8 protein-coding genes are annotated in these 12,524 nt (G+C 68.9%); 6 read left to right on the forward strand and 2 right to left on the reverse strand.

What is annotated here, in order from left to right; all coding sequences use genetic code 11:
- Positions 1-136: 136 nt before the first annotated feature.
- The 5 genes from ACMTAK_RS50050 (at position 137) to gdhA (ending at position 8,448) form a co-directional block, all read left to right on the forward strand.
- Positions 137-481, forward strand: a complete 345-nt coding sequence (locus ACMTAK_RS50050) for a hypothetical protein (RefSeq protein WP_413812365.1) — start codon at positions 137-139, stop codon at positions 479-481.
- Positions 478-1,323, forward strand: coding sequence for a hypothetical protein (locus ACMTAK_RS50055; RefSeq protein WP_413812366.1), 846 nt, complete (start codon positions 478-480; stop codon positions 1,321-1,323). The genes ACMTAK_RS50050 and ACMTAK_RS50055 overlap by 4 nt, the downstream gene beginning before the upstream one ends.
- A gap of 24 nt (positions 1,324-1,347) precedes the next feature.
- A complete protein-coding gene (locus ACMTAK_RS50060; protein ID WP_413812367.1) occupies positions 1,348-4,377 on the forward strand; it encodes a CHAT domain-containing protein in 3,030 nt (1,009 codons plus the stop codon).
- Between the two features lie 225 nt (positions 4,378-4,602).
- Positions 4,603-6,954: a glycosyl hydrolase family 95 catalytic domain-containing protein gene (locus ACMTAK_RS50065; RefSeq protein ID WP_413812368.1), complete on the forward strand. Its 2,352-nt coding sequence runs from the start codon at positions 4,603-4,605 to the stop codon at positions 6,952-6,954.
- Positions 6,955-7,101: 147 nt separating this feature from the next.
- Positions 7,102-8,448 carry an NADP-specific glutamate dehydrogenase gene (gene gdhA, locus ACMTAK_RS50070; RefSeq protein WP_413812369.1) on the forward strand — a complete coding sequence of 449 codons (1,347 nt, stop codon included), beginning with the start codon at positions 7,102-7,104 and terminating at the stop codon, positions 8,446-8,448.
- Between the two features lie 133 nt (positions 8,449-8,581).
- Here gdhA and ACMTAK_RS50075 read toward each other — a convergent pair whose 3' ends face one another.
- Together ACMTAK_RS50075 and ACMTAK_RS50080 are read right to left on the reverse strand one after the other, a co-directional pair.
- Positions 8,582-9,844, reverse strand: a complete 1,263-nt coding sequence (locus ACMTAK_RS50075; protein ID WP_413812370.1) for a YncE family protein — start codon at positions 9,842-9,844, stop codon at positions 8,582-8,584.
- 364 nt (positions 9,845-10,208) lie between these two features.
- Entirely contained in the window at positions 10,209-11,414 is a 1,206-nt protein-coding gene (locus tag ACMTAK_RS50080) for a right-handed parallel beta-helix repeat-containing protein (protein ID WP_413812371.1), read from the reverse strand.
- A gap of 306 nt (positions 11,415-11,720) precedes the next feature.
- On the opposite strand from ACMTAK_RS50080, the gene ACMTAK_RS50085 reads away from it, so the two are divergent.
- Entirely contained in the window at positions 11,721-12,515 is a 795-nt protein-coding gene (locus ACMTAK_RS50085) for an SDR family NAD(P)-dependent oxidoreductase (protein ID WP_413812372.1), read from the forward strand.
- The last annotated feature ends 9 nt before the right edge of the window (positions 12,516-12,524 follow it).

Genomic DNA, 12,524 nt, shown 5'->3' on the forward strand with positions numbered 1-12,524 from the left:
AGCGGGGGCCGGACGGCCCCCGCTCGGCATCACCGCCCGTCCGGCGGACGAGATCCATTGGCGTCCGGCGAACCGAAATACGGCTCCGTCCGCGGTTCCGTGAATCCCCGGGGCACGGCACGGGCATGATGGTTCGGTGCGGGAAGAGCTGATAGTGCGGTTACGCGGTTCGTGGCAGCGGACCGAACCACCTGACAGGGAGCTGGTCCGGACCGCTCTCGCGCCGTTCGGCGCGGACCTCGTCGAGGTGATGCCGGGCGAGCCGGGCGACCTCCGAGTGCTGATCGTGGTGCCGGAGACGGCCGACCTGATCGCCCTCGGCTCGGCGGTGGCGGGCGTGCTGGCACTGCCGTCGCCCCGGATCACCTTCGAGCGCGCGGTCTCCGAGGTCCGGGGCATCGCCGGGCGCGGCTACTCCTGCTCCTGCGGCGGGGTCGACGGCGATCACACCGCGGAGTGCCCGAGAGCGGCCGGCACATGAGCTGGCGGCCACCCGTCCCGATGGGCTACCTGGACAGCATCCAGGCGGTCGGCGGGTTCGCCGCCCCGCTGCTCGCCGGGGGAAGCTTCACGCTCGCGGTGGTGGCGCTGCAGTCGGCCCCGGGCCCCGCGGGCGTCAGCCGATGGCCGAACGCCTCCCTGGCTCTGTTCGTCCTGTCCGGTCTGCTGCAGATCGCAACCATTCAGGCGACGGCATGGGCACGACGTTATATGTGCACCCCGGGCGACCTCCTGGAGTGGTTCCCCGGTGAGGAGACCGACGGGACTCCCAGCCCCTTCCTGATCGGTATGCAGGAGAGCCATCTGCGACAGGCCCAGCACTGGGCGAACATGGCACGCGGCTTCTACCACGCGGGGATCATCGCGCTGCTCGCCGGGCTGTTCGTCATCTGCGTGCCACGAGGACAGCCGACCGGCGGCCGCTGGACGGTCCTCGCCGTCTGTGCGGCCGGCATCGTGGGGGAACTCGCCTGGCTGGTCAGGGCCACCTTTCTCGATCGCGCGATCCGCCGCGACGCCTGGCTCGGCATGGCTGTCCTGCTCACCATCCTGGTGTCGGTGTCCGCGACCGGCGTCTGGCATGGCTGGCCGGTACGTATCGGGGGCGCCGCCTGCCTCCTGCTGTGCCTCCTGCCGCTCGTCCTGCGCCGATCGGTCACCTCGGCCTCGATCACCTCGGCGCTGAGCCTGAGTCTCGGTGTGATCGCCCTGTTCTTCCGTATACCTCAGCCGCTCGTCGTGATAGCGCTGGCGCCGGCTTTCTTTCTCGGAGCCCACACGTTCGTGGACCTCATCCGCCGTCAGCGCGCTGTGAGCGGGTGACCAGACGTCACCGGAGACGAACTGATGGACACTCACGCGCTCCAGGAACTCATCGCCTGCGTCAATCGGGTGACCGGGACCGGCGACGTCGGCCTCACCCTCGCGGACGAGATGGCAAGGCCCCTCTCGGCTGTCTGGCAGAGCTGGGACGACGCCGACACCGAGTCGTCCCAGGTGCTGGGTGTCTTCCTCTTCTACCGCTATCTTGCGGCGCACGACCGAACCGACATGCTCATGGCCATCCGGACGCTCACCCCCTGCCTCCTGTACTCGGACATGGCCCTGCCGCCCGACATGCTCCCCTTCCTCGCCGACTACGGCGTCTGCGAGGCGGAACGGCTGCGCGAGGACGCCCGCAGCTCACCCGATCCCGCACGTGCCGAGCGTGCGGCGTTCGCCTGGCAACGCATCGTCATGGCGACCGAGGGCGACCATCCGCAGCGCGAGGAGCGGGAGCGGGCTCTGCGGCGGGCGCTGCGACTGCTGGCCGCCCGGCGCGGTGACACCGCCCACCTCGACCGGGCCGTCGCCGCGGCACGCGCGGGCCTTGTCCCGCATGGCCACCGGGACCGCCTCGCCACCTGTCATGAGCTCCTCCTGGCGCTGGAAGAACGCTACGAGGCGACCGGGAACGCGGAGGATCACGAGGCCGCGCTGCGGTGCGCGGAGGAGCTGGCCGCATACGCACATACCTCGGCGCGCGACGCCGTCGGATGTTCCCTCCTCTTCTCCTTCGGCGAGAAGCTCTATCAGCGGTTCCTGCGCGATCCCAACACCGCGGATCTGCGCCGCGCCATTGGCTTCTTGCAGGATTCGGTCGAGTTCCCCGGCCCGCACCTGCCGACCCGGCTGCTGGTCCTGTCGCGCGCCCTCAGCCTCTGGTCCGCTGCCGCCCGGGACCCCGGCATCGTGACCGAGGCGATCGCCCGGGCCGAGCAGGCCGAGGAGCTGGCCCTGCGGAACCACCAGGACTACCCGCTCATCAAGTGGCAGATCGCCTCGCTGTACTTCGCGCGCTACCGCACGACCCACTCCGGCGACGACCTCGACCGGGCCGCGGCAGCGATCCTCGAGGCCACCCTGTGCCTGACCCGTGAGCTCCAGATCACCGCTCTCCAGTCCGATATCGTATTCGCCCAGTACGAGCGCACGGACAACAGCGAACACCTCTTGAGAGTCCTCGACCTGAGGGAGCGCGTACTGCGCAAACTCCCCGAAGATGACGACTTTTCCCGGGCGGACGCCCTCTACGCGCTCAGCCAGGCCCAGATGCACTGGTACCGGCGGATGGGCTCCTTCTGGCACCTGGACAACGCGGTCGACAACGGCCGCGCCGCCCTTGACCTCGTGGCCACGACCGACGTGCGTCGCCGCCAGAAGTTTCTGTGCGGGCTCGGCAACGTTCACATGGCGCGCTTCACCATGCGCAGTGAGCGAGATGCCCTGCCCGAGGCGATCGACCTGTTTCGGGAAGCCATCGCCGACGCTCCCGACCGCTGCCTGCCGCTTGCCCTGCTCGCCGCCGCCCTCGGGTACCGGTACGACCTGACACGGGACATCGCCGACCTCGACGAGTCCATCGCCGCGGGTGAACGCGCCTTGGAGTTCGCCTCCGCCCACCAGCGGGCGGACATTCTGCTGGATCTCAGCGTCGCCCGCCGGATGCGCTTCGGCGGCACCGGCGACGCCACCGATCTCGACCATGCCAGGGCGGGGCTCGCCGAGGCGCTCGCCCTCCCCACTCTCTCGGCCAGAAAGCGGATACGGATCGGTCTGGAGCAGGCTGAGCTGGCGTCCCTTTCCTCGGGGCATCCCGCGGAGAGGCTGTCGGCCTTCGAGGCAATCGTCGAGCTGCTGCCCGAGGTCGGTCTGAGCAGCCCGTACTACGAGGACCGTGAGCACATGTTGTCCGTTCACGCCGGCCTGGGTGCGAAGGCAGCCGACGCCGCGGTCGCTGCCAACCGCCCTGATCGCGCCCTGGAACTCCTGGAAAAGGCGCGCGGCATCCTCGCCGACACCGCGCCGACGCCAGGATGGCGCGGCACTCGGGCCACCACCGCCCGCCACCTGTGCCGCAACGCCACCCGTGGCCCGATCGTCACAGTCAGCGCGATCGAGACCGGCGGTCTGGCGTTGCTCGTCACACCGTCGGGTGTCCACCCCGTCCCCCTGCCCGGCCTCAGGCTCCACAAGGCCAGGGCCCGGCACAAGGCTCTCAAGATGGCCCTCGCCTCCGGTACCTGTGAGGACGTCCTCGACGTCCTCACCTGGCTCTGGCACACGGTCGCCCGCCCCGTGCTGGAGGCGCTGAAGGCCGCGGGGTGGCAGGGGTCCCGCCTCTGGTGGTGCCCGGCGGGTGTGATGTCCCTCTTTCCCCTGCACGCCGCGGGCGACGGTCACGACGGTGTCATGGACAGAGTGGTGTCCTCGTATCTGCCCGCCGTCCGGTCCCTGCCCGCCGCGCGCCGGCGCCCCGCCTCCCCGGGCGAGGCCCTCGTGGTGGCCATGAGCAGAACTCCCGGCCAGGCTTCGCTGCCGGGTGCCGCGTCCGAGGCGAACAGCCTCTCCCGCCTGCTCTCGGCCACGGTCCTGCACAACGAGCAAGCCACCCGCGACGCCGTACTGACGGCTCTGCCCAGTACTCGGATCATCCATTTCGCCTGCCATGCGCAGGCCGACACCCGCGAACCCATCCGCAGTCGGCTGCTCCTCCACGACCAGCCACTCACCCCGGGTGACCTGCCGTTCGGCCTGGACGCCGACCTCGCCTACCTGTCCGCCTGCGCCACCAGCGATGTCATCTTCCTGGGCGCCGATGAAGCCATGCACATCACCGGGGCCTTCCATCTGGCGGGCTTTCGCCATGTCATCGGCACCCACTGGCGGATCGACGACCTGGCGGCGGCCGACATCGCCGACCACTTCTACACCGTCATCGCGGCCCATGGCCCCGACCACGCCGCCCACGCCCTGCACACGGCCACCGCGGAACTGCGTCGCGCCCACCCCGACAGACCCGACCTCTGGGCCTCCCACCTCCATGTGGGCCCCTGACGCCGGATCGGGTACAGGGTCCGCCCCGCTTCGGGGGCTCAGCGGGTGAGTCGCGGCCATACATCGGTTGGCTGGCGCCTTCCATCTCCTCGATGCCGTTGAGCGGCCCAACTCACCTGCGGATATGGATCCTTCGGAATTCTGATACGTCGGAGGTCTTCCCCTGGCCCTCATATGGCCTGCACCATGCCGGGTAGTTCACCCACGGATATGGGAGGCACATACGTGACCCCGACAACAGGGAATGGGATCTCTCGCAGAGGAGTGATCGGCTCGGCGGCCGCAGCCGGCTCGGCGGTCGCGCTCGGTGCCGGAGGGCGGCTCACCGGTTCGGGTACCGCCTGGGCCGCGTCCCGGGAGTCCGGCGGGTCGGGAAGCCTGTCCGAACGGCTGGCCAGGGCGGCCGCTCCGCGGTGGCGGCGGATGCCCGGCGACTGGAAGGACGGCCCCTTCCTCGGCAACGGTCTGCTCGGGGTGAACGTCTACCGGGGAGCCACGGCCAACTCCGTGAAGGTGATGGTCAGCCACAATCAGGTACAGGACCAGCGACCCCAGTGGGCCGCCACGTACGGCTACTCCCGCCTGCCCATAGGGCATTTCGACCTCACGCTGGCAGGCGAGGTGACCGGGGTCGACTGGACCCTCGACCTGTGGGACGCCGAGCTGCGCGGCACCGTCACCACCACCCGGGGCAGCGTCCGCTTCTCGATGCTGGTGCACAACGCCCGTACCGCGCTGCTGATCTCCACCCGGCCCAGCGCGGGGGAGGAGAGCGCGGCCTGGTCGTTCACATGGATGTCCGCCACCTCGCCCCGGACGAAGGGCAAGCCCGCCGACTACACCGGCAACCCCGACCCCCGCACCGGCTCCACGGGCGCCACCCACTACGTCGAACAGCCGTTGATCGCCGGGGGTGGGTGGACCACCGCCTGGCGGGAACGCCGAGCCGGCACCGGCAGGCTGCTCGCCGCGCATATCGTCTACCGCTACCCCGACGACCTCTCGAAGACCACCGAGCTCGCCGTGGCCGAGGTGGCGCGCACCCTGGCCGAGGACCCGGACGACCTGGTGCGCGAACACCGCGGCTGGTGGAACCGCTTCTACGAGCGCAGTCTGCTCTCCGTACCCGACAAGCGGATTCAGGACTTCTACTGGATCCAGCTCTACAAGGCCGCCTGCGCCACCCGCGCCGGAGGACCCTCGATGTCCGAGTGGGGACCCTGGTACCCGGAGACCGGCGGGAGCTGGACCGCGGTGTGGTGGAACCTCAACGTGCAGATCGCCACCTGGCTGATCCAGGGCTCCAACCACCTCGAACTCGACTCCGTCACCTCCACCTTCAAGAGCTTCGAGAAGAACCTGCCGCTGTCCCTCCCGCCCGAGATCCCGAACGAAGAGATCTACGCCCTGTCCCACCCCTCCGACTGGACGCTGCGCCCCGGCGCCCACACCGTCGGCGTCCCGGGCACCTCCACCAAGACCGACAACAACGGCAACCTCTCCTGGGCCATGCACAACGTCTGGCTCAGCTACCGCCACACCATGGACACGCGCATCGTGCGCGACGTCCTCTACCCGATCCTCGTCAAAGCGGTGAACTACTACGACCACTTCCTCTACGAGGGCGGTGACGGCAAGCTGCACCTGCCGCTCACCCGCTCCCCGGAGTACGCGGACGCGGTGGACTGCACCTACGACCTCTCCCTGCTCCGCTGGGGCTGCGCCACGCTCCTGGACTGTCTGCGCATCCTCCGCACCGACAACCCGCGCGCCGGGCGCTGGCGGGAGATCCTGCGCCGTCTGGTCGACTATCCGCGCGGCGCGGACGGCGTCCTGATCGGCGCCGGCACACCACTCGCCGACTCCCACCGCCACTTCTCCCACATGCTGTGGCTGTACCCGCTGCACGAGCTCACCTGGGACCGGCCGGCCGACCGGGACATCATGCGGACCACGTTCGACCACTGGACCGAGGACCGCAGCCTCTGGGCGGGGTACAGCTACGCGGCGGCATCCTCGATGGCCTCGCGGATGGGGCGGCCCGAGGACGCCCTCGACTTCCTCACCACCTTCACCGGGAACCTCTTCGACGAGTCCTACATGGACTGCTACATGACCGCGAACACCATGTACGCGGAGGACACCAACCTGGGCATCGAGAGCCCGCTGACCACGGCCCAGTCGATCCTCGACATGGGCATACAGAGCCATGGCGGCGTCGTCCGGGTCTTCCCCTCCGTCTCACGGCGCTGGCCCGACGTCTCGTTCCAGGCCCTGCGCGCCCAGGGCGCGTTCCTGGTCGACGCGGACCGCTCCGACGGCAGGACCCGGTGGGTGCGGGTCCACAGCGAGGCGGGTGCGCCACTGGTGCTGCAGCACGGCATCGCCGGCGCCATCGACGTACGGGACGAGCACGGCCGCCGGCTGCGGTACCGGGAGACGGGGCCCGGCCGTATCGAGATCCCGCTCGGCCGGGACGAGACGGCCGTCGTCGCTCCGCGCGGCGCCCACCCGGACCTACGGCCGCGCGACGTACCGGCCGTCGGCGACGCGAAACCGTGGGGGCTGCCGGACTGAGCCGGGTGCCTCGAGGAATCAGGTCTGGTCTCTTCCCCACTGAAGGCCGGCACCGGCTGAAGTACGCTGTCGGCGCACTTCCGCGCCTGAAGCACGGCTCGGGCCGGCGCCCGGCCGGCCCGCACGCGAACGGAGAGAACAGCGCACATGGACGTCAGTGCCTACCTCGAGGCCGTCTACGGCAATCTCCACCGCCGGGATCCCGCAGAAACGGAGTTCCATCAGGCAGCACACGAAGTCCTGCAAGCGATAGGACCCGTGCTCCAGGCCCACCCGGAGTACCTGCACGCCAGGATCGTGGAACGGCTCTGCGAGCCCGAACGACAGCTGATCTTCCGGGTCCCGTGGGTGGACGACCAGGGCACGGTGCAGGTCAACCGCGGCTTTCGGGTGGAGTTCAACAGCGCCCTCGGCCCGTACAAGGGCGGACTGCGGTTCCACCCCAGTGTCAACCTCGGCATCGTCAAGTTCCTGGGTTTCGAGCAGATCTTCAAGAACGCGCTCACCGGAATGGCGATCGGCGGCGGCAAGGGCGGTTCGGACTTCGATCCCAAGGGCCGCTCGGACGGCGAGATCATGCGTTTCTGCCAGTCGTTCATGACGGAGCTGTACCGGCATCTGGGCGAGCACACGGACGTGCCCGCCGGGGACATCGGAGTCGGCGGCCGTGAGATCGGCTACCTCTTCGGCCAGTACAAGCGGATCACCAACCGCCATGAGTCCGGCGTTCTGACCGGCAAGCCGGTCGGCTGGGGCGGATCGCACGCCCGCACCGAGGCCACCGGCTACGGCGCGGTGTTCTTCGCCCAGGAGATGCTCGCCACGCGCGGCCAGGACTTCGACGGACGACGGGCCGTGGTCTCCGGATCGGGCAACGTGGCCATCTACGCCATCGAGAAGGTCCACGCCCTCGGCGGACGGGTGGTGGCCTGCTCCGACTCCTCCGGTTACCTGGTCGACGAGGACGGCATCGACCTGGAACTGCTCAAGGAGATCAAGGAGGTGCGCCGCGAGCGGATCTCCGCCTACGCCGAGGCGAAGTCGACCGCGCGGTTCTCCGCCCGGGGTTCGGTGTTCGACGTGCCGTGCCAGGTGGCGCTGCCGTGCGCGACCCAGAACGAGCTGCACCAGCAGGACGCCACCGCGCTGACGAAGAACGGTGTGCTGGCCGTGGCCGAGGGCGCGAACATGCCGTGCACGCCCGAGGCGGTCGAGGTCTTCCGCGGCGCGCGGATTCTGTTCGGTCCCGGCAAGGCCGCCAACGCGGGCGGGGTGGCGACCTCCGCACTGGAGATGCAGCAGAACGCGTCCCGCGAGAGCTGGAGCTTCGAACGTACGGAGGACCAGCTCGCCACCATCATGCGGCGGGTGCACGCACAGTGCCGCGCCACCGCGGAGACCTACGGCGGCGACGCCGACGACTACGTGCTCGGCGCCAACACCGCGGGCTTCCTCCGCGTCGCCGAGGCCATGACCGCCCAGGGGGTCGTCTGACCTGCCCCCGACAGGACGAGGCGGGAGCCGCATGCCGATATGACGAGGCGGGGGCCGCACGACGTGTTGGCCCCCGCCATGACGTGTTGGCCCCCGCCGGGCCACCGGCGCGCCGAGACGCTCCGAGGTACCGCTACGAGGCCGGCGGTCCGGTCCAGTCGGCGGCCACATGGCCGATGCGCACCCGCTGCGGGTGGTCGCCGACCGACACGGACGCGGTCTTCTCGCCCGTCGCGAAGTCGATCGCGGTGACCCGGTCGGCACCGCTCTCGGAGACGACACACGAGGTGCCGTCGCCGCTCACCGTCGCCCAGTACGGCTTCGAGGTCGGCACCAGGGGGCCCTCCTGGAGCGATTCCCGGTCCACGACGGTCGCGTAGTCGTCCATCGTCCCGGCCACGCACAGCTTCTTGCCGTCGGGGCTCATCGACAGGCCATGGTGGCGGGAGTCGTTGACCCAGGTGGTGCGGTCCTCACTGGTCTCGGGGTTCTTCGGGAGGGTCTTCGCGCGGGTGATCTTGTCCTTGGCCACGTCGTACTCCAGGAACCCGTTGAAGAAGGAGACCTGGAAGTAGAGCTTGGACTCATCGGGGGTGAAGGCGACGGGCCGGACGGCGTCGGACAGGTCCTTGCGGCCGAAGGCGTCGAGCCGTTCGCGCATGTCGATGACCTTGACCTGCTTGAACGTTTTCGTGTCGACCACGGTGATGTGCCGGTCGCCCTTCGTCCAGTCCATCGACGGATCGTCCAGGTCGGTGTTGACCTCGCCGATCGACATGTTCCAGAGATACTTGCCGCCGTCGGTGAAGACGTTCTCATGGGGCTTGTCCCCGGCGGAGAACGAACCGAGCTGCTTCCCCGTCTCGATGTCGAGGACATGCACCGTGTTCGACGTCGAAGCCGACACCGCGACGCGTTTGCCGTCGGGGGACACGGCCATGTGGTCCGCGCGGAATCCCGACACGGGGAAGCGCCAGTTGACTTTGCCGGTCGTGACGTCGATCGAGACCACGTCGGCGAAGCTGGGCCGGGAGACGACGATGGCGGAGCCGTCCGGGGTCGAGTACATGTCGTCCACGAACTGGTCGTGCCCTTCTCCCGGCCCCAGCCGGATCCCCAGGAAGAAGGCGAGCTTGATGGGGTTGAGGTAGATCTCGGTGAGCCGTTGGTCCTTGTCCGGTATGACGTTGATCCGGCCGATCCTGGCCAAGTCACCGGTGGACTTGATGACGTCGGCGGTGCCGTCCCAGTTGTTGCCCACGAACATCACTTCCCGCAGGCCGTCCGCCTTCGGCTGTGCGGAGGCGCTCACCGCCGTGGAACCGGTCATGGCCAGCGCCACGGCGGCGGCGAGGGAGAGGATCATTCGGGTGGAGCCACGGTGCTCGGGAGGCATGGTCACTCCATTGGAGGTGATGGGGGTCTGTCATCGTCGGGGCGCCACCTACTGGAAAGTAATGAAGGTGGACGCCTCTCACAAGAGCTCTGACGGCAAAAAATGACACTCTCTCAACTTCATGGAGGAAGGTGGCACCCTTCGCCCGGCCGAGCCCCCCCACGACGCGAGAACCCCGCAGCGCTGCGTCAATGGTCCCGCCACGCGGCTGGAGTCGTCAGCAGGGCACGTGCCAGTCCCGTTTGAAGCTTCGCGAGCCCGCGTACCACCGGAACCGTCGTAGCCAGCAGCGCGACCCCGAGTCGGCCAACCACGAGCGAAGACAGGCCATGCGGGCCGTCGCGGAGAAGGCGGCCGACCCCGGCTAGGACGACTCCTGGCCGCCGAAGGACACACGGAGGCTGCCGTCCGTGGCGAAGGACCACTTCAGCGCGCCGGTGTAGGACGAGCACCGGGATCCGTTCGCCCCGGACCAGAACTGGTTCGAACTGTCGGCGTCACCGATGATGCGGTCCTTCGTCCCGCTGCTGCCGTCGCGGCACGACACATTGTCCCGGAACACCGAAGTGCCGCCGTCGAACGAGAAGTTGCGCTGCCCGTTGTCGATGCCGACGTTGCCCGACACCGACATATGGCCGGGGTTGCTGTTGTAGGTGAACCCGTGCTTGCCGTTGTGGTAGGCGATGCTCCGCCGGACGACGTGGTCGACGGCGATGTCCGAGCCGCCGAGCTTGTAGCCGTTGCGGTCGCCGTTGGAGTTCTGGGTGCCGTCCGAGAGGGTGCCGTTGCCATAGGCGAGGGAGTCCTCGATGGTCACCGGGCCGATGGGGCCGGTGTCCTTCTTGGTGTAGAGGTCCCAGCCGTCGTCGATGTTGTTGTGGGACACGTCGTAGCGGAACACGTTCCCGGAGCCGACCGTGAGCTTCGCGGCGAATCCATCGGCGTCCTCGCCGTCGGAGTCGGCGTTGTCATGCGACTCCGAACTCACGACGAGGTTGTTCGACGGCCACTGGTCGTTGGGGGTGCTGGAGGCGATGCGGGAGATCTGGAGCCCGGTGTCACGGTTGAAGCGGGTCACCGTGCGCTCGATGACGTTGTTGCTGCCACCGACGAAGATTCCGTTGTCACCGGCGCGTTCGACCGTGATACCGGAGACGTGCCAGAACGACCCGTTGAGGGCGAGCCCGCGGTTCGCCGAATCCTCGCTCATGGCCGAGAAGTTCAGCACCGGGGTCTCGCCGGGGTAGGCGACCAGCTCCTTGCGGGCGCTCGACGTGCCGTTGTTGCCCGGTGCGATGGTGACCGTCTGCGAGAGGTTGTAGGCCCCGCCGCGCGCGTAGATCGTGCCGCCCGGGGTGATGCGGGTGATCGCCGAGGCGAGTGTGGTGGGAGAGGACTCCGTCCCGGGGGCGTCGGCACTGCCCTTCGGCGACACGAATAAGTCATCGGCGTCGAAGGACGCGGACTGCGCCCGCGAGACGGGCGGATGGACGGCGAGCAGACCCGCCGACGCGACCAAGGCCGCCGCCGCGGCGACGAGGCCGCGAGGGAATGTCCGAGAGTGCTTCATGGCGCTGAGACCTCCTGATGTGGGGGAGCTGCCGTGGAGACGACAGACAGCACATGAGAGCGGTTGCTGACCGCATCTCATCGTCAGAGCCCATAGACGTACGCATTTGATGAGTGGCGGTATCAGCAATGCGAGTCGGAAAATTAGCAAGCGCTTGCAGACAGGTCAATGTCCCTCACCAAGATGGCGGTCGACCTTCCGGGCTTGTCGTGCGCCAGTTACAGTGGTGGGTTGGGAGCGCTCCCATGCTCTCGTCCTCTTCGAGGATCGGCGCGGCTGTCACAGGTGTGGTCTAGCGTGCGAGATATGGACCTGGACCTTGCGGGACGACGGGCGATGGTGACGGGGAGCAGCGGCGGTATCGGTGCCGCCGTGGCCCGGCGACTGGTCGACGAGGGGTGCGCTGTGCTGGTGCACGGCCGCGACCCGGCGCGCGTCGGCGACGTCGCGGAGCGGCTTCGCGCTGTCGGCGGGGTGGTGGACGTCGTGCTGGGGGACCTCGCCGATGAGGCCGCCGCCGGGACGGTGGCCGAGCGGGCCCGGGAGTGGGGCGTGGAGATACTGGTCAACAACGCCGGCCCCTTCGCCGAGCACGACTGGGAGTCCGCGGAGCCGGCGCTGTGGCTGGACGCGATGAACGGGAACGTCGTGTCCGCGGTGCGGATGATCCGGGCCCTGGTGCCCCAGATGCGCGAGCGCGGATGGGGAAGGGTGGTCAATGTGGGCAGCAGGGCCGCGACGACTCCGTTGCCGAACATGGTCGAGTACTCGGCGGCGAAGGCGGCCGTGGTCAACATGACGACCAGCCTGGCCCGGCATCTGGCCGGATCCGGCATCACCGCGAACACGGTGAGCCCCGGTGTCATCGTGACGGACGGCATGCGGCAGATGTTCGAGGACGGAGCGGCCGCACGAGGCTGGCCGGAGCAATGGACAGAGCTGGAACCGCTGGTGGTGGCGGAATACGCCCCGAACCCGGCGGGCAGGCTCGGCACCGCGGCGGATATCTCGGCGGTGGTCGCGTTTCTCGTCAGCCCGCTGGCCGGATACATCAACGGAATCAATCTGCGCGTCGACGGGGGCATCGCGCTGGTGCCGTAAGTCCGGCCG

Source organism: Streptomyces lacaronensis, assembly GCF_047337785.1.
In the GTDB taxonomy this organism is placed as follows: Bacteria; Actinomycetota; Actinomycetes; order Streptomycetales; family Streptomycetaceae; genus Streptomyces; species Streptomyces lycopersici.

Excerpts from the sequence above, each read along its gene's own strand:
- ACMTAK_RS50060 (WP_413812367.1), top strand. The coding sequence starts at position 1,348 with ATGGACACTCACGCGCTCCAGGAACTCATCGCCTGCGTCAATCGGGTG.
- gdhA (WP_413812369.1), top strand. The coding sequence starts at position 7,102 with ATGGACGTCAGTGCCTACCTCGAGGCCGTCTACGGCAATCTCCACCGC.
- ACMTAK_RS50080 (WP_413812371.1), bottom strand. The coding sequence starts at position 11,414 with ATGAAGCACTCTCGGACATTCCCTCGCGGCCTCGTCGCCGCGGCGGCG.
- ACMTAK_RS50075 (WP_413812370.1), bottom strand. The coding sequence starts at position 9,844 with ATGCCTCCCGAGCACCGTGGCTCCACCCGAATGATCCTCTCCCTCGCC.
- ACMTAK_RS50055 (WP_413812366.1), top strand. The coding sequence starts at position 478 with ATGAGCTGGCGGCCACCCGTCCCGATGGGCTACCTGGACAGCATCCAG.
- ACMTAK_RS50085 (WP_413812372.1), top strand. The coding sequence starts at position 11,721 with ATGGACCTGGACCTTGCGGGACGACGGGCGATGGTGACGGGGAGCAGC.